The sequence below is a fragment of the Flavobacterium alkalisoli genome (genome assembly GCF_008000935.1).
Classification (GTDB): Bacteria; Bacteroidota; Bacteroidia; order Flavobacteriales; family Flavobacteriaceae; genus Flavobacterium; species Flavobacterium alkalisoli.
In genome coordinates, this window is sequence record NZ_CP042831.1 from 3,131,478 (window position 1) to 3,153,972 (window position 22,495).

Below are 22,495 nucleotides of genomic sequence, written 5' to 3' on the forward strand. Positions count from 1 at the left end.
ACAGTATAATAACTAAAAGAACCTAATTATGAAAATAGAACAAATTTACACCGGATGTTTAGCTCAGGGAGCTTATTATATTGAAAGTAATGGAGAAGCGGCAATAATTGACCCGTTACGTGAAGTACAGCCTTATATTGACAGAGCAACTAACAATAATGCTAAAATAAAATATGTACTTGAAACTCATTTTCATGCTGATTTTGTGAGCGGCCACTTAGATCTTGCTAAAAAGACCGGAGCTACAATAGTATTTGGCCCTACTGCAAGACCCGGTTTTGAAGCTCATGTTGCCCATGATGGAGAAATTTTACAGCTTGGTGATGTGTCAATTAAGGTTATTCACACGCCTGGACACACAATGGAAAGCAGTTGTTTCCTTCTAATTGATTCTGATGGAAAAGAAACAGCTTTATTTACAGGAGACACACTATTTATAGGTGATGTAGGACGCCCCGACCTTGCGCAAAAGGTAATTGCAGATTTAACTCAGGAAAAACTTGCTGCACATTTATACAATTCCTTACATGATAAGATTATTCCGTTAGCTGATGATATAATTGTTTACCCCGCACACGGTGCAGGTTCTGCCTGTGGCAAAAACATGAGTAAAGAAACTACTGACACGTTAGGTAATCAAAAGAAAACAAATTATGCGTTACAACCCATGAGTAAAGAAGAGTTTACAGATAAAGTGTTAGACGGACTAATGCCTCCTCCCGCCTACTTTCCTGAAAATGTACTTATGAATATTAAGGGGTATGAAAGTATTGACAGTGTTTTAAATAAAGGGCTTCATTCCTTTAGCCCTGAAGGCTTTGAAACTGCGGCAAGCGAAACAGAAGCCCTTATCTTAGATACAAGGGATCCTCAAATTTTTGCCAAAGGATTTATTCCCGGCAGTATAAATATCGGTATAGATGGTAACTTCGCCCCATGGGCAGGAGCATTAATACCAACCATTAAGCACCCTATACTTATTATAGCCGAACCGGGACGTGAAGAAGAGGTTGTTACACGTTTGGCAAGAGTAGGTTATGATAATACTATAGGTTATCTTGAAGGAGGATTTGAAACATGGAAAAAAACCGGAAAATCACAGGATAGTATTACCTCAATTACAGCTGATGAACTTTGGGAAAGGTTACAGGTTAATCCCGAATTAAATATTCTTGATGTTAGGAAAGCCAGCGAACATTTCTCTGAACATATTATTCAATCAGAAAACATTGCACTCGATTATATAAATCAAAACTTAGCTAAGGTTGATAAAAATAAAACGTATTATGTACACTGTGCAGGCGGATATCGTTCAATGATTTTTATTTCGATATTAAAGGCTAGAGGCTATAATAATCTGATTGATATACAGGGAGGCTTTAAGGCTATTAAAGATTCCGGTAAATTTAAAATCAGTGACTACGTTTGCCCAACAACAATGCTGTAGTTAAAAAATAAAAACACCCTTTAAAAGGGTGTTTTTATTTTTATCCCGGAGGATTATCCAGTGCTTTTACTTTCTCTTTATAGTTAGCAGGCAAAACCATAGCTTTCAAAATACTATCTATATTTAAAGCTTTAGCTAGTTTATACAAAGACAACCCCATATTGCTAACAAACATTGTATTTTTTATTCGCAGCATTTCCTTAACTTCAACCGGGATTACAGTACGCTGTACTTCAAGTAGTATTCTATATCTTACCAATCCGAGATGTTTTCTATATTGCCTGAATAAATCATCAGTATAATAACTATACTTCATGTTTTGCGATAAATGCTCCTGTCGCATACTCTGCCACTCTTCATAATTGGAAGGCAGTCCTTTTAACCCCATTAACAGTCCTACCCTGTTAAACACATCAAACACTTCCCTTTTTTCCTCTATTGTTAGTTTACGTTCCAATACTTCAAAAGATTTTATAGAATAAACTATCAGCATAAAAAGTACATCCCTGTATGCCCAATCCGGTATTTTAGCCTGTCTGTTAGTTTCAACCTGCGAATGTATGGCTGCCATTGAACTAATTGCCTTTATGGCTGATTCTCTTTCCGCAAATACAATTAATTTTGCATAAGCTACTGTAGAAAAAAGACGTCCTAAGGGATCTTTAGGTAGCTTACCTGTAAAATAGAGCCAGTCTACCGCCTTGTTTAGAGCAAATTCTGCAGAGGCCCCTGCGAATATAAAAATAATGGTATCGCTCTTCCCCCATATCTTTCTTACTATAGAATTTTTATGTACAAAATATTCAGTGCTCATATTGTTAATTTATATTTAAAAGTACTTTGCATTTCAAAGTTATAATATTTACTTATATGGTAAAACATTTTAACTTAAATTATTGCAATAAAAAAAGCCCCAGAAATGCTGGGGCTTAAAATAATATCTAGAATAAACTATTCTTCGTTATGCAAAAATGCCTGTCTGTTTAATAGTGTTTCTTCACTTTCAACATGGTTATCATCAGGCACACAGCAATCCACAGGGCATACCGCAGCACACTGAGGCTCCTCGTGAAAACCTTTACACTCGGTACATTTACCCGGCACAATATAATAAATATCATCAGAAATAGGTGTTTGAGCTTCATCAGCGTCTACCTCTTCCCCACTTGGCAGTACAATTCTGCCATTTAAACTGGTACCGTCTTTATATCTCCAGTCATCAGCACCTTCATATATTGCAGTATTTGGGCATTCCGGTTCACATGCCCCGCAGTTAATACATTCGTCTGTTATAATGATAGCCATAGCTTATTTTATTTTTTAATAATGTAAATTTGCACAAAATTACATCCAAAACTATTCATAAGCAAATCTAATGACTTTAGACGAAAGAAAAACAGCCTTTGTGGAATTAGGAAAATTTTTAAGTCAGTTTTCTGAAAATAATACTTCTCAAAAAGAGGGGGTATTATGTAATGACTTATTTTTTGATGATTTTATCAATCTAATAAAATTATCACAGTCTCACAATGGTTGGTTTACAAAAGAACAGGTATATTTTGCAGCTCAGTCTTGGGCAGATGCTCTTACATCTCAAAATCTTGACAAATGGCTTAATGAATATGATTTTGAAAATGTACAACCAAAAACAGTTGGTTTAATACTGGCTGGTAATATACCATTAGTAGGATTTCATGATTTTCTTTCTGTTTTAATAAGCGGACACAGAGCTTTAGTGAAAACATCTTCAAACGATCAACTGTTACTACCCTTTTTAGCTAAGTATATTGTTGCTGTAGAACCCCGTTTTAAAGATTACATTCCTTTTACCGAAGGAAAGCTGGAAGGCTTTGATGCTGTAATAGCTACCGGAAGCAATAATACAGCCCGTTATTTTGAATATTATTTTAAGAATAAACCTTCAATTATACGTAAGAACAGGAACTCTGCGGCAGTGCTTACAGGAAATGAGAGTAAAGAAGAACTTGTACAGCTGGGAGAAGATATACTCAGGTATTTTGGTTTAGGCTGTAGAAATGTATCTAAATTATTTATTCCTGAAGGGTATGACTTTACTCCGTTTTGGGAAGCCGTTTATGAATACAGGGATATTATTCAGTATGAAAAATATGCTAACAATTACGACTACAATAAAGCCGTATTTTTAATGAGTAACTTCAAGATTCTTGATAATGGCTTTCTTACCATAAAAGAGGATAGCAGTTACTCCTCTCCTATTTCGAGTCTGTTTTACGAATATTATACAAATACCGACACCCTTAAAGCAAAACTGGAAGATGAAAAAGACCAGATACAGTGTATTGTTGGTAACATTTCGGGAGAAAACTCAGTTGCCTTTGGGCAAACACAAAAACCACAACTTTGGGATTATGCTGATAATGTAGATACTATTGCATTTTTATCAAAAATATAGCGAAATATTTCCCAATATTTTTTGCTGTTTTCTAAGCTATATTTTGGAAATTTGTAGCTCGCATTCTATTTTATTTGTCCCATGAAAAAACATAATTTCAGTGCAGGTCCCTCAATCCTGCCACAAGAGGTGTTTGAAAAATCTGCCCAGGCAGTCCTCAATTTTAATAACCTTGGCCTTTCAATCCTTGAAATATCACACAGAAGCAAAGATTTTGTTTCTGTAATGGAAGAAGCAAGAGCTACAGCTTTAGAGCTTTTAGGCCTAGAAAGTAAAGGCTATCAGGCTCTTTTTCTTTCCGGCGGTGCCAGTATGGAGTTTGTAAGGGTACCTTATAACCTTTTAAAGGAAAACGGTAAAGCTGCTTACCTTGATACAGGAACATGGGCAGCTGGCGCCATTAAAGAAGCTAAGCGCTTTGGCAATACTGAAATTATAGGCTCTTCTAAAGAAGCTAACTACACTTATATACCAAAAGATTATACTGTACCTGCAGATGCAGATTATTTTCACTGCACAAGTAACAACACAATATTTGGTACGCAAATGCATAGCTTTCCAGAAACAGGAGTGCCTATGGTATGTGATATGAGTTCAGATATTTTTTCAAGAGAACTGGATTTCTCTAAATTCGGCCTTATTTATGCAGGTGCTCAAAAAAACATGGGTCCGGCAGGTACTACCCTTGTAGTGGTTAAGGAAGATATTTTAGGAAAAACAGGCAGGGCTATTCCGGGCATAATGGATTATGGTCAGCATATAGCTAAAGAGAGCATGTACAATACACCTCCTGTATTTCCTGTTTACACTTCGTTGTTAACCTTACAGTGGATTAAAAACAACGGTGGTGTTGCCGCTATGGAGGAGAAGAATAATTCAAAAGCAGAGCTTCTTTATAATGAAATAGACCGCAACCCGTTATTTACAGGGACAGCAAATACAGAAGACCGTTCTAAAATGAACGTTACCTTCCTGCTTAAGGATGAAAAACATACTGAACAGTTTGATAAGTTATGGAAAGCTGCTGACATAAGCGGACTTAACGGCCACAGATCTGTTGGCGGATATAGGGCTTCCATATATAATGCAATGCCTATAGAAAGCGTTAAAGTACTTGTGGATGTGATGCAGGAGCTGGAAAGAAACGCTTAATTTTTAATCATTAAATCCCGTAAATAATAATGAAAATTTTAGCAAACGACGGAATCTCTAAAAGTGGTATTATTGCCCTGGAAGATGCCGGATTTGAAGTTATAACAACAAAAGTTGCTCAGGAGCAGGTAGCAAATTACATTAACACAAACAATATTAATGTACTGCTTGTTAGAAGTGCAACAAAAGTTAGAAAAGATATTATAGACAACTGCCCCAGCCTTAAAATTATAGGTCGCGGTGGTGTTGGAATGGATAACATTGATGTGGAATATGCCCGTGAAAAAGGAATCCATGTAATAAATACTCCGGCTGCATCGTCTGACTCAGTTGCCGAGCTTGTTTTTGCTCACCTTTTCTCAGGAGTACGTTTTCTTCATGACTCAAACAGGCTGATGCCGCTTGAAGGCGATATAAACTTTGAAAGCCTTAAAAAAGCATATGCTGCCGGTATAGAGCTTAGAGGCAAGACTCTTGGTATTATAGGTTTTGGGAAAATAGGTAAATCGGTTGCGAGGATTGCTTTAGGCCTTGGTATGAAAGTAATTGCTTCAGATAAGTTTATTGGTAAGGCAGAAATCAGGGTTGATTTTTACAACAACCAGTTTATAAATGTTGAAATTACAACCGAACCAATAGAAGACATCTTTAAACATGCTGATTTTATTACACTTCACGTTCCTGCTCAGGAAGGTTACCTTATAAGTAAAGATCAGTTTGAAGTAATGAAAGATGGCGTAGGTATAGTTAATGCTTCACGTGGAGGTATTATTGATGAGGTTGCCTTAGTTGATGCTCTTGATTCAGGCAAAGTTTCCTTTGCAGGGCTTGACGTATTTGAGGACGAACCTAAGCCTGCAGTACAGGTACTGATGAATCCTAAAATCTCATTAACTCCGCATATAGGAGCTGCTACTCTGGAAGCTCAGGACAGGATTGGTACTGAACTGGCAGAACAGATTATCAGTATCCTTAAAACAGAAAAATAAAAAACCGAAAAGGTTAAATTATACAAAAGCACCCTAAAGGGTGCTTTTATTTTTTAATTTTATAGTATGATCGTTAAATCATGATGCTATGAAAAATTATTTTCTTTTTTTCTCTGGTTTATTACTACTTATAATAAGCTGTAAGACTCAGGAGAAAAACGATATGCAACCCATGAACCTAGCAGACGAGGAAAAAGCCACTGCTATGGCTAATGACACTGTACGCATTGCAAACGATGAATTAGAATATGAAATTATCATTATTGACCCGGGATTTAACTCATGGTTATATAGTAGAGCAAGACCAAGAGGATACTATAATCAACAGTATTTTGAAACCAAAAACAAGCTTTGGGTTACACAATGGAATATTCGGGCCATGCAGCCCCAACGATATGGAGACTTATACTTAATGGCTATAGATTATGAACCACATATAGATTATGGGTATGAAGTAAATTATATGTTATACAATTATCTGGTATATTTTCAATTAACCACAGGACAACGTCTGGGAGGTATTGTGCCGCAATTCTAAATCAAGTATATTTGTCTTTTAACCGTTTTCATGGAAAAATTAAAAAAACGCTGGGGTATTACCAGTAACTTCCAGCTTGTAGTAATATTTATTGTATTTGCCGTAACAGGATCTACATCTGCTTATTTATCTAAGCCTGTAATTCAGTGGTTAGGTATTTCAAAGGAAGCTTTATCTCCATGGATATACATTCCTTTGAGAATATTAATAATTTTTCCTGTATATCAGGTACTGCTTGTATTTTTCGGGTTTATTTCCGGACAATTCAGGTTCTTCTGGAACTTTGAAAAAAAGATGCTGAAAGCAATGGGACTAGGTTTCCTGTTTAAAAATAAAAAAGCCCCTAATTAAGGGGCTTTTTCTTTTATTCCTTAAGCTTAGATTTATAATTCTTTTTAAGCTTGGCCATCTTAGGTTCAATTACCGCCCTGCAATAAGGCTGATCAGGGTTTAATGCAAAGTAATCCTGATGGTAATCTTCAGCAGGGTAAAAAGTTGGTGCTTCAGTTACTCTGGTCATTATCTTTTTATCAAATATCTTCTGATCTTCTAATAGTTTAATAAAGTTTTCTGCCGCGGTTTTCTGCTCCGGCGTAGTGTAGAAAATTTCGCTTCGGTATTGTGTACCCACATCGGCACCCTGCCTGTTTAGGGTTGTTGGATCGTGTGTGGCAAAAAAGATTTCCAGTAAATCCTCATAAGCAATCTCATCAGGATTATAGGTTATCTTAATTGCTTCTGCATGACCTGTTGTACCGCTGCATACTTCCCTGTAGGTGGGATTTTTCGTATTTCCGCCGATATAGCCCGAAACTACTTTATCCACTCCTTTAAGTTCGGTAAAAAAAGCTTCTGTACACCAAAAGCAGCCACCTGCAAAGATGGCAGTTTCTAATTTACTGTTATCCATTTGTTTTAATTCTCCTTTCTCTAATTCGTCGTTATTATTTTCTGCCGTTGCAGTCTCAGCCTTCCCCTGGCAGGAAAGCGCTAAAAAAGCAAATGTAATGGCTAGTATGTTTTTCATTGTGTAACGGTTTTTCAAAATTATACAATTCTTTTTTGAGGTAATAGCTATACTTTTATATACGAAATATTGTGCCAAAAAAGATTTATTTTTCTTTAAATTGTTTGTTTCTTTGTGAAAACCCCGAATTGATGATACAGGCAAAAAACATCCATAAATATTATGATGCACTACATGTGCTTAAAGGTGTTGACCTTCATATTAAAAAAGGAGAAATTGTTTCTATAGTAGGAGCTTCAGGAGCCGGTAAAACTACACTCCTGCAAATTTTAGGTACACTGGACAAACCACAACCTGAGGCTGGCACTTCATTATTAATTGATAATGAAGATGTAGTTAATATGAAAGACAAAGCCTTGTCTAAGTTTCGTAATATCAAATTAGGATTTATATTTCAGTTCCATCAGTTATTCCCTGAATTTACAGCTTTAGAAAATGTTTGCATTCCTGCTTTTATTGCCGGAAAACCAAAAGCCGAGACTGAAGAAGAAGCTAAAAAACTTTTGGAATACTTAGGATTGTCACACAGAATAAATCATAAACCCGGGGAATTATCAGGTGGTGAACAACAGCGTGTAGCTGTGGCCCGATCTCTTATTAATAAGCCTGCCGTTATTTTTGCCGATGAACCTTCAGGAAACCTTGATACGCATTCTGCAGAAAATCTTCATAAGTTATTCTTTAAGTTAAGAGATGAAATGGGACAGACTTTTGTAATTGTTACCCATAATGAAGAACTGGCCAATATGGCAGACAGAAAACTGGTTATGAGTGACGGACAGATAATAGCCGGACATAATATATGACTGAAACAGGTTTAATGAAAGAAAAAATGAATGTGGAGGAACTTAAATCGTTCCTTGATGAAAAGGTACTACTTTACAATAACCCGGATTTTATTGATACAGACCCAATACAGATACCTCACCTGTTTACACAAAAAGAGGATATAGAAATAGCCGGTTTTCTTTCGGCGACAATAGCATGGGGTAATCGCAAAATGATTATCAATAATGCAAAGAAGATGATGGATCTTATGGGGAACAGCCCTTATGACTTTGTAATGAGTCACAACGAAGACCATCTTGAAAGTCTAGAAAGCTTTGTACACCGTACTTTTAATGGTATCGATTTTGCTACTTTTATACAGTCGCTAAAAAACATTTACACCAATCATGGCGGACTGGAGTCTGTATTTGCAAGATACCAGGGAAACAACAGCTTACAGCAAAGTATTAGTGAATTTAAAAAAATATTTTTTGAAATAGCGCATCAGCAACGTACTCAAAAACATATATCTGATCCTTTAAATGGTTCGGCCGCAAAAAGGATAAATATGTTGACAAGGGTAATTAATGTGGCGTAAATTCCCTAGAAAATTATTATTAGTCATAGATTTATTTAAAATCATAATAATTTAGTTAGCATTTACAAACGCTAAAAAATCTGGATGATTTATTAAAGTTAGACCAAGTATAGCTTCCCAAAAATTTTCACCATATGATAATTTTTGTTCATTAATTTGTGAAATAACAATCTGTTGAATTTCGGTGTAATTAAGGTTTGAATGGGCTAGGCTAGCCTTAATTTGTGCTACAAGTTTTGGTATTACTCTATCTACCTCACTAACAAACCTTCGCAATAAATGCAATCTTGTGTAATGTGAGTTTATAATTTGCCAAAGCTGTGGAGCTATTGATATATGAGGTTCTAATCGAAAATTTGTTGTTACATTATTTCCATTAAAGTTTAAATCAACAAATAAATATTGAACTGTAGGTAAATTATTTAAATATAAATTTAGAAAATATGGTATCCCTGCATTCTGCCATTGTGAATTCTTATAACTATTACATTCTGAGCAAGTAGGAAATAAATTTAATGGATTAACAGAAAACTCTGAATAAACTTCTTTTGGTAAAATGTGGTCAAATGTATTTGCACTATTTATTGTACAATTTTGACATGTCGAAATAATTCTTCCAGTTGCGGTTGTTGTTATTTCTTTTTTTAATTCTTGGATTAATTTGCGGTCAAACTTATATAAACTTATTAAATCTGCTTTTTCAATATTAGTGGTTACCCTTGGTAAAGTAGTCGTTAAATCATTTGTTGCAAAATTTTCAGCATACTGAATGAATAATGTACTTAATTCTGCACCTAATGCATTTAAACGATTTTGAAACTCGGGGTCATTTTGTCGAAATCTTGTAGAGGCAATTACATCGCAATGGAACTGGTAATGGTCTCTAGTTGTTGGTTCTAATTGTTTCATCGTTGTGAAATTTTTCCAGCAATAAACAATCTTGTATTTAAACTTAATGGAACTCCATCAGATGTAATCATTTCTACTATTTCGTCGTATGTTTTATCATTATTTACTTGTTGAGAAATAATTTCTTTATACTTTTTAGAGGTATCTCTATTTCCAAATACATCTTCTGTTAGTTTTGATAAATTTTCTCCAAAAGACTCAATTTCAATTTTTCGAATAGAAGCTACTTCACCATCTTTTTCTATCACCAAAACATTTTTAGAAAGAAGTTCTTGGATTATTAAAGGGGAATGGGTACCAACAATGCAAAATGATTGGAATTCATCAACTAGATGATATATAGTTCCAATCAATTGAGTTATAGCATTTGGATGAAGGTGGGTTTCGGGTTCATCATATAATACTAATGAATCATATTTGATGTTTGCAACGATTTCAGTGATAATGAATAGCAATATATTTTGGCCAGAACTTAATTTTTCTCTAGTTTTATGGAATTTAGGGATGTCGACAGTATACCTATTGTCATGATTATTATCATTAAGGTCATCAATAATAAAGTTATCTAATAATTCCATATCTATAATTCCCGATAGCAATTCTTTCCACCGATACATTCGTTTATTAAATTTTATCTTTTTCCATGAATTGTGAAAACGTAGTAGTAGCCTTTTTGAATCAATCAAATCACCTTTTTCATCCTTCAAACCACAGTATACATACTTTTTATTTGTAATTGTAGAAGGTTTGAAACTATCAAAAATACTGTAAGATATATGTATTATATTACTAAAAGATGGTTGTCGTGGAACAAAATTTTGTTTATCAGTTCCCATAAAATCTTTTGGAATCGAATTTAATAATTGAGTTTTACCCGTACCATTTTTTCCAATAATTGCATATATACGATTAGAAGTTATTGTATTCAATCGTGGATAAAAGAATTTTTGGTATTGATTATTTGGAAAATTAAATCCAACATCTATTGAAGTTTTTGAATATGGTGGTTTGAACTTGTAAATAAAAGAGAACATATTACTTATATCATGATTGAATAGCGTATGTCTAATTGTACGGAGAACCCTTTCAGTATCATCATCCCTAATCAATGAATTTATAAACCTTGGGTGATTCTCAAATTGTTCTAGTTTTTCTGGAAAGAAAGCACAATCACACAAAGCGGACAAAATTATAACGAACTTATCTGAAAATATTTCATTCATTTTTTTGTAAAATATTTCAGTTTGCCCTAAAGAACAGAATTTTTGAGGTAAGAAATGGAATTTTTTTGGAATTACGTTCATTGTAATTCTTTCACTTTTTATCATAATTTTGATGTAACCAAAATTATGCAGTAGAGTGTTGCCTTTGTAATATGACAATCCAAATGTTGTAACACTATTAAAATCATCCCAAGTATCCTCACGAAGAAGAAAATACTCTCCTCTATCTACTGGGCGATGAATTTCATTTTTATTTATAACTATGAAGTTGAATTGAGATTTCCTCAATTCAATTTCATCAAAAATATCCTCTGTCAATCCAATTACGGAATATTTATTATTTTTTCTATTTAACTTTAAAATAAGCTTATCATTTTCTAAATAATTATTTATTGCAAATAGATGCAATTTTCTTTCAGCATCCTCTATATCCTCCTTTGAGACGATTTCTTCAATAAGTTTTTGAAAAAGATTATTATCGTTCAATATATTTAATCGTTCAATTAAAACTTCTTCAAAAGTTATTTCATTTTTATTCAACAGGTTTTCAATTTCTTCTTTGGCATTTTCAAACTCTGCTATTTGAGAAGGCATTATATCTAGTTCAGCTATTTTATTTATAAAGTCATAAAAATCAAAGCTTATCACCTTATCTTTATTCCAAAAAGGTATTACATCTTCCTCTTTTAAATAGTTTATTATGCTTAATTTAACAACTTTCGAGAAGTTCATAGATATTATTTTAAATTAATTTTTATCGAATGTGAAAGAAATTGTTGTACTAACATTCTTCCAACAGAATCAAATCTCTGACATCTTAAATAATCAAGTAATAGATTAAATAATAAGACTATATCTAAATTAAAGGATTATTATGATTAATAGTAAAAACCAATAATATATTCAATATACTTATTTTTTGTAAAAATAGTATTTTTGAAAAATGAATAAAGAAAATTTAAAAGACCTACTTGATACAAAGTATCAGCAATATAATAACAGCAACTTTATAGAAACTGACCCAGTACAGATTCCCCATCTTTTTAATCATAAAGAGGATATTGAGATTGCTGGATTTCTTGCAGCCACAATAGCTTGGGGCAATAGAAAAATGGTTATTAATAATTGCCATAAGATGATGAACCTCATGGGGAATTCACCTTATGATTTTGTTATGTCCCATAAGCCATACCAACTTGAACCTTTGAAAAGCTTTGTACATAGAACATTCAACGGTAGGGATTTTACAACCTTCATCTGCGGTTTGAAACATATTTATACTAACCATAGTGGTCTTGAAAATATCTTTAATAAGCATCAGAAAGAAGGATATTTGCATAATGCTATTAGCCAATTAAAACAGAAGTTTTTTGAGGTTGAACATGAACAAAGAACCCATAAGCATATTGCCGACCCTTTACGTGGCAGTGCTGCTAAAAGACTTCATCTTTTTTTAAGATGGATGGTTAGAAATGATAATGCTGGAGTAGACTTGGGTATATGGAAATCTATTTCTCCAAGCTTACTGTCATGCCCTCTTGATATTCATACAGGTAATGTTGGTCGTAATTTAGGGCTTATTACCAGAAAGCAGGATGATATAAAAACTTTAATGGAATTAGATACTCATTTGAGGAATTTTGACCCAATTGACCCAGTTAAGTATGATTATGCCTTGTTTGGACTAGGAGTTTTTGAGGGCTGGAAATAACCACTGATTAAGATGACAAACATTTATTACATTATTTTGTTGATATAAAACAAATAACCTCTACTGAATTGGTAGAGGTTTATTTTTTTTTAGCATTATGTAGCAATGATAGTTTTTAATGCATCAATGTGTTCGGGTGTAATCCGTACACCATTATAATCATTATACTGTTGCTCTTTGCGTTGCTTTCCGATATATTTTACCAGTTCACTCATCTGCATCTTACTGAAATCAAAATCACATATAATTGTCATGCTTTCCTCTATGGTAAATGACATGGCTGGTAATACTTCATATAGGTTTATTTCTTCATCTAAACGATATTGCTTACATTGGATTGTTTCTCCCTGTACTGGTGATTCAATCTTTACTGAGGTCTTTACACCATGTTCTAAGATAGTACTGTTCATAGTCTCAGTTACGACCTGTCTGTCTTTTTCTTCGCATAATAGCGCATCATACACGTATAATACCTGAATACCAACTGAATTAAGATGTTGTATTACCTCGGTCATTATATCAACCTCGATTTTAAACATCTTTCGGGATGTGACCTTATAACCATTCTTTTTCTTGTCTTTACGAAGATTCTCCAGCATTACAGGCTCCGTTTGTTGGTAATGTTGATATAGTGGTGATTTTTGCATCCCTTTCCAAGTCTTGTTAAAGAAGCTTAGATGTTCCTGCTTTACATCGATAATATCAATAGAGGCTTTTTCTGCCACATTCTGATGTGTAATATTACTTTGCTTACCACCATAGAGTTTGATGGCTATGTTGGGGTGTAATGCTGTGTAATCACGTTCCCTTAGCTTTATACCGCCTATGGTTATCTGCTCTCTTATCCATGACGGCATAAGTGTAAAGGAGTCTACCACACGGTGACCGCTTTTATCATCCCCTTCGCTTGGAATCATAAAGCCCCTACTGGTCAGGAACTCAAATAACCTTATGTTATCCTCTACAAAGCTTCTGTTCGTATAATCACTCCAGTACTCGTTGCTGTGCTTATTTCGCATGGTCAGGAGCTTTCCTCTTTTAGTTTCACGGCCTTCCTTTACCAGCTTCTTACCAATGGCTAGCAGTTCCTCAGAGGTAGGCAGCTCAAGTTTGGGATAGATGCTGATAAGATTACGGCAAACAGGGTTTTTAATAGCCGTATCCAGTCTGGTGTAATAAATGCTGTTAAGACGTTGTATGAGCTTACTATCTTTAATAGTGTACTGCGTAAGGCCAGCTTTCAGATAAGTTTCTGTTAAGCGGTATTTTCTGGACTCACCTTCATAGTATTGATTATTTACCTCAATAAAAGCTCCCTTTGATGTTCCTTTTGTAAGTACATCAACGATTTTAGGGTATATACATGTATTGTTATTACCCTTTTTGGACTGGTCATGAAGGATACCTGAGTACAGCTTTTTCCATTTATCCTCCGTGTAGTAAGTCATGGCAAGGTTAGAGAGAAAAACAAGGCACTTTTCCACGGCCACCTCTATCTTTGGGTCAACGGCCTTAAGCAGTGGCTTTGAAGTGTATTTAGAAAGATTGTAAAGAGCTTTCTTCGGAATCATTATAGAATTTACGTTGGGAAACACCAACGAAGCCTCAGAGAGCTTATTTTCAGTTAATAGGACATTAATATCCTCAGTGTCGCCTGTAAGGCCAATGCAGTCATGCTTTGAAATCATTTTGGTTATACTTCTATTCACCCACCAGTCTACTGGTGCTTATTTATCGTCTTCTGTTATTTAACCTGACAGAAGAAGCTGGGGTGAATCATTTCCCCAGCACTCAGGAATTTGGAGTTTATTCTCTCTATTTTCACTAATTCTACACAAAATGTTTTAATAAGTCAATGACACAATGGATATTTATTGGTATAAATTTTATGTTGAAATAGTTTAATAGCGCAAACTAAGCTCAATACTTTTATTGATAATCTTTATGATGTCTCTATTTTACTGGTAGTTCCTTTAATATAGTTAGTTATATATTAAGTAACATATATGATAGAGAGAAAAGGGTAATAAGAATATATAGTAATCAGTCTAATATTAGAATGGATGTGTCTAACGTTAGAGAATAGAGTACTAATCGTATAAATATAGGAATACTGACCAACAATCTCACAACCAATAGCGCACCGAAATAACGTCTATACGCTGCTGATATTGTACCATAACAGCAAATAAGGTCATTTAAGTAATGTTTAAGTGTTACATTAAGAAACTTGCTTCACACGTATAAGGTAAGCCCTACAATCTTTAAATATGTGTTTTTGGTATTGTTTGGAGATATAATACAGATTGGTTTGTCTCTCCTACGCACCCATTAGCGGAATTTTTTAAAAAATCATTTAAAAGGTTGGGGTATCCTCCCTTTTATCCCCCCTCCCTGGTTCCTTATGATAGCTCTAATCTGAGTCCTTTTCATATTTTGAAAAAAAATTTTTATAAAAAATTACGAGGTAAAAGTTTAAAGGAGGTTTAATCTTCTTTTTTTGGCTCTGGCAAGGAGATTCCTGTAAAGAAATCCTCAAGACTAACACCAAGCACCCTACAAATATTTATCAATGTTTTTAATTCAAAGTTTGCACCTGTTTCTAATCGCCAGTAAGCGCTTCTACTCATGCCTAAATCAAAGGCGATATGCTCATAGTTTTTATACCCCTTCTCCTTTCTAAGAGCCTTTAATCTTTCTGCAATTAAATTCAGCTCAGGTAATTGTCCTTTCTTAGTTGATTTTTCCATACCTCAAATCTCACAATAGTGTATGATTTTAGGTACTCTAATATATAGTACACTATAAAATAGAATTTAATTTTTATATTTGTAGTCTAAATCTTAAATCAATAACCTATGAGAAAATTAATTGCGTTAGCTTTTACGGCCATTATCGTTTGTTTTACAGCCTGTTCAGGTAATGATGATTCACCAAACTCAGCTCAAAATACAGACACTTCCCAACTCCTTGGTAAATGGGTAATATATAAAGGTATTTACGGGGAGGGAACTCAACCGATACTTTATGAGAGTAACGGAGAATGCGGCCGTCAGATATTGGAATTCAATGGAAATGGTGAGGTAACAGAAACCTTATATAGCGATAATGATTGTAATATCGGTGTTGCAGGCACTTACTTCTGGTGGATATTGGATGACGGTAACATTGCATTTGGAGCACCAAATAGCTACCACCATATTATTACTATAAGTAATGGTGAACTTATATTGGATGCTAGTGAAGAAGCGGACTACATTAAGTATTACCATCGACCAAACAATTAATTATGAAAGAGTTTATAGTTGAATTACTACCAAAAGGAGGAGGATTAAAGACTGCTACGCGTGTATTCGCTGCCAATCAGGCATCAGCTTTGGTAACGGCAAAAAAGATGAATCCTAATTACCGCACAGGAAGCATTAAACAAGTAAAATAAATAACAATGAATCAAAATCATATCATATATTTTGTATTTCCGTTCGGAGTTGGCTTATTATGCCATAAGTTTTTGCAGATACCCGACACCAGCATCTGGTTTTATATCTGGCTGGGCTGTATAGCTTCCCTTTTTATTTTCGTAAAGCTGATATTGCCCGCACAGGAGCAAAAATTTGACGCCATCAAAGACATTGATATTGAGTCTTCTTTCAGGGATAAGATGAAAGAACAGAAACCTTATAGCTATATAGCTGGCTTTCACATGCTGTTGTTCTTTGTCATCATAATAGTTTCATTTTTAAACTAATATACATATATCATGGATAAAATTTCATCATGTTCCTGTGGAAACAGTCACAAGGGCGACAGAGCAAAGCAATGTAGCAGATGTAGCAAAATAACCTGTCAGAAGTGTAGCTACACAGGGTGCACCTGTGGAGGCACAAGTTATCGAAAACAATATATTATTGGATAATCATTATAATTGGGGCTATTAGCCCCTTTTTTTATTTTATAATTTCTAGTTGGCCTAAAATTCTTACTTTTAAAGTTTAAATATTTTTTACCTAACCAACCTTACAAATGAAACTAATCAACAATCAGAATGTTTTGCTAATAGATGAGTTAAAAGCTCTTCTTACTTCTGAATCCAATATTTCAATAAGTTGTGATTATTTTACAACATATGCTTTATTTGAAATACTGGATGATTTCAAACAAGTGAATACAATAAGGATTCTATTGAATTATAACACTAATACAGAGGAAGATTTTAAATTTCTCTATAATGCCGAAGAATATAAATTAAACTTACTACTAGATAGAAAATATCGTATTAATCAGGTTATAAGCTTAATTGAAGATAAAATAGAAATACGAAAAGGGAGTTTAGCTAATCAACGTGTCTTAATTGTTGAAAATGGTGGTGATTCTACTTCGTTTAATCTTACACCATTAAATTTTGATTCTGTTTCACTCGGACGGGTTACTGCTAAATCACCAATTTTTATCACTTCATTTCCAGATGAACAGAATCAGTTTTTAAATATCTTCAATAATTCATGGGATAATAGCAGGGCTAATCTTAACAATATGGTTATTTCTATGCTGAAGAGAGGGGCGGCAAGTTTTTCAGCCGAAGCAATTTATAAATACAGTATACGAGAAATATTTCAATATTCAACAATAAATGAAAGAGCAGACGAAAAACTGGAGAGAACTGGATTTAAAAATACTAAAATCTGGAGTATGCTTTATAATTTTCAAAAAGATGCCGTAATTGGTGCTATTGAAAAATTAGAGACCTATGGAGGTTGTATAATTGCTGATTCAGTTGGATTAGGGAAAACATTTGAAGCTTTGGCAGTAATGTCATATTATCTTTTAAGAAACGATAAAAGAGTCTTGGTTTTAGCACCAAAAAAATTAAGAGAGAACTGGACAATTTATACTCAAATAAATGATAGGAGAAATATCCTTGCAGAAGACCGTTTGAATTTCGATGTGTTGAACCACACAGATTTAACCCGAGAAAGAGGAAAATCAGGTGATATTGATTTGGAAATGATTCATTGGGGGAATTATGATTTGGTTGTTATTGATGAATCCCATAATTTCAGAAACAATCCCAACAAGAGAGAGGGAATGACTCGATACAAAAAATTAATGAATGATGTCATAAAAGCAAATATTAAAACAAAAGTATTAATGCTATCGGCAACTCCTGTAAATAATAAGATGAACGATTTAAAAAATCAAGTTTCATTTATTACTGAGGGAAATGATAGGGCTTTCGCGCAATATGGTATAGACAGTATCGCTCAAGTAATGCGTGATGCTCAACGAAAATTCACTAATTGGTACAAAAATGGAGACCCAAACAATTTAGAAGTTAATTCATTAATGGAAAGTTTAGACGGTACTTATTTTAGAATTTTAGATATGTTAACTATTGCGAGGTCTCGTAAACATATTGAGAAATACTATGATATGGCCGATATTGGTAATTTTCCAAATAGACTCACGCCTTTAACCATTACTCCAGAGATTGACACCAAAGGTCAGTTTAGTAATATCGGACAAATTTATGATGAAATCAGTACATTGACTTTAGCATCATATACTCCTTTGGCTTATGTAAGAGCAGATAAAAGAGACGAATATGAAACGAAATATGATATAGAAACGCGTACTGGTGGTGTTTTTAAACAAGTTGACCGTGAGCAGAGTTTAATTTATTTAATGCGTGTCAACCTTTTAAAACGTTTAGAAAGTTCTATCCATTCTTTTAAATTGACTGTTGAAAAATTAATTGCCATCATTGATGAAAATCTAAGGTTAATAGAAAATCATAAATCAGGAGCTTATGATTTGGATTTTGGTATTAATGATATTGAAATTGATGATACTGAGTTAGAAGATTTATTGGTCGGTGGAAAAACGAAAGTATTGATTCAGGATTTAGATAACATTCAATGGAAGCAAGACCTAAAATTGGATAAATCAATTTTAGTTAAATTATTAGGAAGTATCAAATTGATTGATGTAAAACGTGACGCAAAACTATTAGAGCTTAAAAATAGAATTGAAGAAAAGTTAAACAATCCGATAAACCCAGATAATAAAAAAATAATAGTATTCACGGCTTTTGCTGATACTGCCGACTATTTGTATAATGAATTACATAATTGGTTAAAAAATAAGCATAAATTAAATTCTGCATTGGTAACAGGCTCAGGGACTAATAAAACCAATATGCCAAAGTGCAAAACAGATTTGAACTCCATTCTAACAAACTTCTCTCCACTTTCTAAAAAGAGGGATGAAATATATCCTCATGAGAAAAATGAAATAGATATTCTCTTTTGTACCGATTGTATTTCTGAGGGTCAAAACCTTCAGGATTGTGATTATTTGGTTAATTATGATATCCATTGGAATCCCGTTCGTATCATTCAACGTTTTGGACGTATTGACCGTATTGGTTCTAAAAATGAAAAAATTCAACTGGTGAATTTCTTTCCTTCAATGGAGCTTGATAGCTTTATTGATTTGGTTGCTCGTGTTCAGGGACGTATGGTAATGCTTGATGTTTCTGCAACTGGTGAAGATAATATCATATCACAAAGTGGTAGGGAGATGCAGGATTTGGATTACAGGAGAAGACAGTTAAAACAACTACAAAATCAGGTAATAGACCTTGAAGATGTACAAGGCACTATATCTATAACCGACCTTACATTCAATGATTTTAAAATAGATTTAGAGAAAAGTACTGATGAAGAATTGTTAGAGCTTAGAGATATACCTAAAGCCTCTTATGCAGTTGTAAAATCAAATCTTGAAGACATAAAACAAGGTGTTATTTTCTGTTTAAAAGATATTGGGGAAGAGCATACTGGAAAACTAAGAAATAACATTTTACACCCGTTTTATTTAATTTATATCAGCCTTGACGGCAGCGAAATTATAAAAGCTGCGCAAACTAAACTTGCACTGGATTATTTTAGAAAGTTATGTATGGGTAATGACGGCGTATTGTCTTCATTGATAACTGAGTTTGAAAAAGAAACTAAACATAATAAAAAGATGAAGACCTACACAAAACTTCTTAAAAAGTGTATAGAAGAAATAGTAGGGATTCAGGAGGAGGTTGGACTTGATTCTTTGGCTACTCCAGGAGGCACAACTTTACTACAGGAAACTTTTTCTGAGCAAGACAGACTTGAATTGATTAGTTATTTAGTAATAAAGTAATGAGTTTTAATTATAATAATATTTTTGGGTTACCAGAGCGTACCTTATTGAATAAGAAAATCACAAAATCCTTCTTTTTGAAGAATTTTGAATTAACTGCTGCTGAGAAAAAATTACTTAATGATATTCCAAATATAAATTGGTTTGCAAGTATCAAACAATCATCAGTTAATGTGAGCCCTGTTAAAACCAGTGCTTATAGTTATGAAGAAATTCAAATAATTATCATTACGCTTTCTGACAATATCACAGAGAATCTAGCCAATAAATATATTCAGTTCGTTCAAAAATATATACCGTATCACTCAATTGTTATAGCAGAAGATGACAATTATTTCATGATTAATGTTTCTGAAAAAAGGATAAATTTAGCCGATACCAATAAAAGAATTATAGAGAGAGATTTGAGTACGCAATTACTCTCAAAACTCTATAAAAATGAATCAATCAATACCTTTTTTCAGGTTATAAATTTTAGTGCCCTGAATAAGAATAATCTCGAAACATTATATAAGAGTTACATAGGGGCTATAGTGCAATTAAAGACCGCTACAGTTACTGGTAAATTTAATTTAAGAGGTAGTAATCGTACAGCCGAAGACCTTTTAACGCTTGAAAAAATAGAGAATTTAGAAAAAGAAATCATTACTTTGTCGAATCAAATAAAAAAAGAAACTCAGTTAAATCAAAAGGTTTCTTTAAATATAGAAATTCAGGATAAACGCAACCAAATTCACACCTTAAAAACCACACTTTCAAATGGACATTAGCAAAGAACATTTAATAAAATTATTAAATACTGGAACTAACCAATATATAATACCTTTTTTTCAAAGACCTTATGTATGGAAAAAAGAAGATTGCGAAAATTTACTTGAAGATATACTGGCAACCTATGAGGAAGGAAAGATAAAACCTCAAAAAGAGCATTTTATAGGGACAGTAATAACAAAAATTAACTCTTCCAGTACACAGATGGCTGCGAAATATAATTTAGTTGACGGCCAACAGCGTATGACAACTTTCTGTCTTGTAATAAAGGCTTTAGCCAACAGTGTAGACAGTACTGTTGAAGGAGCTAATTTTTTAATTAAAAATATTAATAGCTCTCTGTTTTATGAGGATGCTTACGGTAAGGTTCATTACAGAATAATACACAACAGATTGGATAAAAAGTCATTTGATTTGGTAATGCAATCTGATTGTGATACTGACATTGATATAACTTCTAATGGGAGTAAAATTATTGACACCTATCTTTTTTTTAAGGAGAAATTTAAAGATTTTACAAACGAAGAAATATTAGCTTTAAACGTTACTATTTTGCACAAGTTCCCTGCAATAAATATGGTGCTTGACCATAATGATGATGAGCAGGAAATTTTTGATACTATTAACTCTTTAGGGGTTAAATTAACAACATCAGAACTTTTAAAAAATCATATTTTTAATGATGATGAGACTAAGGAACATTATAAAGAATACTGGGAAGATATTTTTGAAGTGGATGAAGAGACTGTTAAGTTTTGGAATACCAAAAAAACAGCAGGTAGAGTTTATCGTGAGAATATAGATGTTTTGCTATATTGTTATCTATTAATAGAAAAGGAAAAAGATGTTTCTCTTGAGCATTTATTTAAAGACTATAAAGCTTGGTTAAAAGATAAAAAATTTGAGGACAAAAAGGAGTTTTTACAAGCTCTTAAAACATATGCAGAGATTTATTTTTCTTTACCATCTGGTACAGAATTAGAGAGCCTACGCTTTAGTGATAATGAAAAACGATTCTTTCATATAATTGAAAACTTAAATATTACTACAGTTTATCCTCTAATTTTATTCTTATACAAGAACATTGAAGATACATATGAAAGGGAGAAGTGCCTAATCTTACTTGAAAGCTATTTGGTAAGAAGAGCTGTATGTAAACTAACTACAAAAAATTATAACAATTTATTTATTTCACTTATAAAGCAATTAAAAGAGGTTGAAACCCCTAAGTTAATAGATAGTCTTTCTGAAATTTTGTTGAGTTACAGTGATGATACCAGTCGATTCCCTAGCGATGAAGAATTTAAAACAGGTTTCGCTAATTCGGTATTCTCAAATCAATATTCAAAAGAGTTTTTGTTTATAATTACTTTGTACCATGTAAATACAGTTTTACATGATATAACTTCTTTAAGTTCTGAATCATTTTCTGTAGAACATATTATGCCAAAGAAATGGCAGAGTAACTGGCAGGCAAATTTAACTCCAGAAGAAAAAAACTATAGAAATCAAAAATTATTAACACTAGGGAATTTAACTATAATTACGCGAAATTTAAATAGTAAATTGCGAAATTCAGCTTGGGCGGTGAAGAAAGAGATATTAACCGAATATTCTTCTCTTCCGTTAACAACTAAATATGTAAACAGTCCAGACTGGAACGAACAGACAATAAGCGACAGAGCAAATGATTTATACGCAACAGCATTAATCATCTGGAAAAAATAATTA

21 protein-coding genes and 1 pseudogene are annotated in these 22,495 nt (G+C 33.4%); 15 read left to right on the top strand and 7 right to left on the bottom strand.

What is annotated here, in order from left to right:
• The first annotated feature begins 28 nt into the window (after positions 1-28).
• Entirely contained in the window at positions 29-1,447 is a 1,419-nt protein-coding gene (locus FUA48_RS14185) for an MBL fold metallo-hydrolase (protein ID WP_147584139.1), read from the top strand.
• Between the two features lie 40 nt (positions 1,448-1,487).
• Here FUA48_RS14185 and FUA48_RS14190 read toward each other — a convergent pair whose 3' ends face one another.
• Both FUA48_RS14190 and FUA48_RS14195 read right to left on the bottom strand, forming a co-directional pair.
• The gene (locus FUA48_RS14190) at positions 1,488-2,261 is read right to left on the bottom strand and encodes an oxygenase MpaB family protein (protein ID WP_147584140.1); all 774 of its coding nucleotides are present in this window, start codon (positions 2,259-2,261) and stop codon (positions 1,488-1,490) included.
• Positions 2,262-2,398: 137 nt separating this feature from the next.
• Positions 2,399-2,752 carry a 4Fe-4S dicluster domain-containing protein gene (locus tag FUA48_RS14195; protein WP_129749751.1) on the bottom strand — a complete coding sequence of 118 codons (354 nt, stop codon included), beginning with the start codon at positions 2,750-2,752 and terminating at the stop codon, positions 2,399-2,401.
• Positions 2,753-2,822: 70 nt separating this feature from the next.
• Here FUA48_RS14195 and FUA48_RS14200 point away from each other — a divergent pair, with 70 nt between their 5' ends.
• From FUA48_RS14200 to FUA48_RS14220, 5 genes are all read left to right on the top strand, one after another.
• Complete coding sequence (locus FUA48_RS14200) at positions 2,823-3,881, top strand: acyl-CoA reductase (protein ID WP_147584141.1); 1,059 nt, start codon at positions 2,823-2,825, stop codon at positions 3,879-3,881.
• Between the two features lie 81 nt (positions 3,882-3,962).
• Positions 3,963-5,033: a 3-phosphoserine/phosphohydroxythreonine transaminase gene (serC, locus tag FUA48_RS14205; protein ID WP_147584142.1), complete on the top strand. Its 1,071-nt coding sequence runs from the start codon at positions 3,963-3,965 to the stop codon at positions 5,031-5,033.
• A gap of 29 nt (positions 5,034-5,062) precedes the next feature.
• Positions 5,063-6,022: a D-2-hydroxyacid dehydrogenase gene (locus FUA48_RS14210; RefSeq protein WP_147584143.1), complete on the top strand. Its 960-nt coding sequence runs from the start codon at positions 5,063-5,065 to the stop codon at positions 6,020-6,022.
• 88 nt (positions 6,023-6,110) lie between these two features.
• Entirely contained in the window at positions 6,111-6,560 is a 450-nt protein-coding gene (locus tag FUA48_RS14215) for a DUF6146 family protein (protein ID WP_147584144.1), read from the top strand.
• Positions 6,561-6,590: 30 nt separating this feature from the next.
• Entirely contained in the window at positions 6,591-6,911 is a 321-nt protein-coding gene (locus FUA48_RS14220; protein WP_147584145.1) for a DUF6787 family protein, read from the top strand.
• A gap of 13 nt (positions 6,912-6,924) precedes the next feature.
• Here the strand turns inward: FUA48_RS14220 and msrA are convergent, their stop codons facing one another.
• On the bottom strand, positions 6,925-7,470 hold the full coding sequence (gene msrA / locus FUA48_RS14225) for a peptide-methionine (S)-S-oxide reductase MsrA (protein ID WP_147585009.1): 546 nt from the start codon (positions 7,468-7,470) through the stop codon (positions 6,925-6,927).
• A 248-nt stretch (positions 7,471-7,718) separates the two neighbouring features.
• Between msrA and FUA48_RS14230 the strand changes: the two genes are divergently transcribed.
• Entirely contained in the window at positions 7,719-8,393 is a 675-nt protein-coding gene (locus FUA48_RS14230; protein ID WP_147584146.1) for an ABC transporter ATP-binding protein, read from the top strand.
• 26 nt (positions 8,394-8,419) lie between these two features.
• A pseudogene (locus FUA48_RS14235) lies at positions 8,420-8,935 on the top strand (DUF2400 domain-containing protein); the annotation flags it as partial.
• Positions 8,936-9,004: 69 nt separating this feature from the next.
• Here the strand turns inward: FUA48_RS14235 and FUA48_RS14240 are convergent.
• Positions 9,005-9,862, bottom strand: coding sequence for an HNH endonuclease (locus FUA48_RS14240; protein WP_147584147.1), 858 nt, complete (start codon positions 9,860-9,862; stop codon positions 9,005-9,007).
• Positions 9,859-11,817 (bottom strand): AAA family ATPase, encoded by a 1,959-nt coding sequence (locus FUA48_RS14245; protein WP_147584148.1) that lies wholly within the window; start codon positions 11,815-11,817, stop codon positions 9,859-9,861. The genes FUA48_RS14240 and FUA48_RS14245 overlap by 4 nt, the downstream gene beginning before the upstream one ends.
• Positions 11,818-12,028: 211 nt before the next feature.
• Between FUA48_RS14245 and FUA48_RS14250 the strand changes: the two genes are divergently transcribed.
• Positions 12,029-12,796: a TIGR02757 family protein gene (locus tag FUA48_RS14250; RefSeq protein WP_147584149.1), complete on the top strand. Its 768-nt coding sequence runs from the start codon at positions 12,029-12,031 to the stop codon at positions 12,794-12,796.
• Between the two features lie 95 nt (positions 12,797-12,891).
• Here the strand turns inward: FUA48_RS14250 and FUA48_RS14255 are convergent, their stop codons facing one another.
• Positions 12,892-14,484: a hypothetical protein gene (locus FUA48_RS14255; protein ID WP_147584150.1), complete on the bottom strand. Its 1,593-nt coding sequence runs from the start codon at positions 14,482-14,484 to the stop codon at positions 12,892-12,894.
• A gap of 798 nt (positions 14,485-15,282) precedes the next feature.
• Positions 15,283-15,546, bottom strand: a complete 264-nt coding sequence (locus FUA48_RS14260; RefSeq protein ID WP_147584151.1) for a helix-turn-helix domain-containing protein — start codon at positions 15,544-15,546, stop codon at positions 15,283-15,285.
• Positions 15,547-15,654: 108 nt separating this feature from the next.
• Between FUA48_RS14260 and FUA48_RS14265 the strand changes: the two genes are divergently transcribed.
• The 6 genes from FUA48_RS14265 to FUA48_RS14285 all read left to right on the top strand — a co-directional run bounded on the left by FUA48_RS14265 (position 15,655) and on the right by FUA48_RS14285 (position 22,492).
• The gene (locus tag FUA48_RS14265; RefSeq protein WP_147584152.1) at positions 15,655-16,083 is read left to right on the top strand and encodes a hypothetical protein; all 429 of its coding nucleotides are present in this window, start codon (positions 15,655-15,657) and stop codon (positions 16,081-16,083) included.
• A gap of 2 nt (positions 16,084-16,085) precedes the next feature.
• Positions 16,086-16,235: a hypothetical protein gene (locus FUA48_RS18410; RefSeq protein WP_168196992.1), complete on the top strand. Its 150-nt coding sequence runs from the start codon at positions 16,086-16,088 to the stop codon at positions 16,233-16,235.
• 6 nt (positions 16,236-16,241) lie between these two features.
• Positions 16,242-16,544, top strand: coding sequence for a hypothetical protein (locus tag FUA48_RS14270; RefSeq protein WP_147584153.1), 303 nt, complete (start codon positions 16,242-16,244; stop codon positions 16,542-16,544).
• 275 nt (positions 16,545-16,819) lie between these two features.
• The gene (locus FUA48_RS14275; RefSeq protein ID WP_147584154.1) at positions 16,820-19,993 is read left to right on the top strand and encodes a helicase-related protein; all 3,174 of its coding nucleotides are present in this window, start codon (positions 16,820-16,822) and stop codon (positions 19,991-19,993) included.
• Positions 19,993-20,763, top strand: coding sequence for a DUF4391 domain-containing protein (locus FUA48_RS14280; RefSeq protein WP_147584155.1), 771 nt, complete (start codon positions 19,993-19,995; stop codon positions 20,761-20,763). Before FUA48_RS14275 ends, FUA48_RS14280 begins: the two co-directional genes overlap by 1 nt.
• Positions 20,753-22,492, top strand: a complete 1,740-nt coding sequence (locus FUA48_RS14285; protein WP_147584156.1) for a DUF262 domain-containing protein — start codon at positions 20,753-20,755, stop codon at positions 22,490-22,492. Before FUA48_RS14280 ends, FUA48_RS14285 begins: the two co-directional genes overlap by 11 nt.
• The last annotated feature ends 3 nt before the right edge of the window (positions 22,493-22,495 follow it).

Excerpts from the sequence above, each read along its gene's own strand:
- FUA48_RS14250 (WP_147584149.1), top strand. The coding sequence starts at position 12,029 with ATGAATAAAGAAAATTTAAAAGACCTACTTGATACAAAGTATCAGCAA.
- FUA48_RS14215 (WP_147584144.1), top strand. The coding sequence starts at position 6,111 with ATGAAAAATTATTTTCTTTTTTTCTCTGGTTTATTACTACTTATAATA.
- serC (WP_147584142.1), top strand. The coding sequence starts at position 3,963 with ATGAAAAAACATAATTTCAGTGCAGGTCCCTCAATCCTGCCACAAGAG.
- FUA48_RS14270 (WP_147584153.1), top strand. The coding sequence starts at position 16,242 with ATGAATCAAAATCATATCATATATTTTGTATTTCCGTTCGGAGTTGGC.
- FUA48_RS14245 (WP_147584148.1), bottom strand. The coding sequence starts at position 11,817 with ATGAACTTCTCGAAAGTTGTTAAATTAAGCATAATAAACTATTTAAAA.
- FUA48_RS14200 (WP_147584141.1), top strand. The coding sequence starts at position 2,823 with ATGACTTTAGACGAAAGAAAAACAGCCTTTGTGGAATTAGGAAAATTT.
- msrA (WP_147585009.1), bottom strand. The coding sequence starts at position 7,470 with ATGGATAACAGTAAATTAGAAACTGCCATCTTTGCAGGTGGCTGCTTT.
- FUA48_RS18410 (WP_168196992.1), top strand. The coding sequence starts at position 16,086 with ATGAAAGAGTTTATAGTTGAATTACTACCAAAAGGAGGAGGATTAAAG.
- FUA48_RS14190 (WP_147584140.1), bottom strand. The coding sequence starts at position 2,261 with ATGAGCACTGAATATTTTGTACATAAAAATTCTATAGTAAGAAAGATA.
- FUA48_RS14185 (WP_147584139.1), top strand. The coding sequence starts at position 29 with ATGAAAATAGAACAAATTTACACCGGATGTTTAGCTCAGGGAGCTTAT.
- FUA48_RS14195 (WP_129749751.1), bottom strand. The coding sequence starts at position 2,752 with ATGGCTATCATTATAACAGACGAATGTATTAACTGCGGGGCATGTGAA.
- FUA48_RS14240 (WP_147584147.1), bottom strand. The coding sequence starts at position 9,862 with ATGAAACAATTAGAACCAACAACTAGAGACCATTACCAGTTCCATTGC.
- FUA48_RS14260 (WP_147584151.1), bottom strand. The coding sequence starts at position 15,546 with ATGGAAAAATCAACTAAGAAAGGACAATTACCTGAGCTGAATTTAATT.
- FUA48_RS14210 (WP_147584143.1), top strand. The coding sequence starts at position 5,063 with ATGAAAATTTTAGCAAACGACGGAATCTCTAAAAGTGGTATTATTGCC.
- FUA48_RS14220 (WP_147584145.1), top strand. The coding sequence starts at position 6,591 with ATGGAAAAATTAAAAAAACGCTGGGGTATTACCAGTAACTTCCAGCTT.
- FUA48_RS14255 (WP_147584150.1), bottom strand. The coding sequence starts at position 14,484 with ATGATTTCAAAGCATGACTGCATTGGCCTTACAGGCGACACTGAGGAT.
- FUA48_RS14285 (WP_147584156.1), top strand. The coding sequence starts at position 20,753 with ATGGACATTAGCAAAGAACATTTAATAAAATTATTAAATACTGGAACT.
- FUA48_RS14265 (WP_147584152.1), top strand. The coding sequence starts at position 15,655 with ATGAGAAAATTAATTGCGTTAGCTTTTACGGCCATTATCGTTTGTTTT.
- FUA48_RS14230 (WP_147584146.1), top strand. The coding sequence starts at position 7,719 with ATGATACAGGCAAAAAACATCCATAAATATTATGATGCACTACATGTG.
- FUA48_RS14275 (WP_147584154.1), top strand. The coding sequence starts at position 16,820 with ATGAAACTAATCAACAATCAGAATGTTTTGCTAATAGATGAGTTAAAA.
- FUA48_RS14280 (WP_147584155.1), top strand. The coding sequence starts at position 19,993 with ATGAGTTTTAATTATAATAATATTTTTGGGTTACCAGAGCGTACCTTA.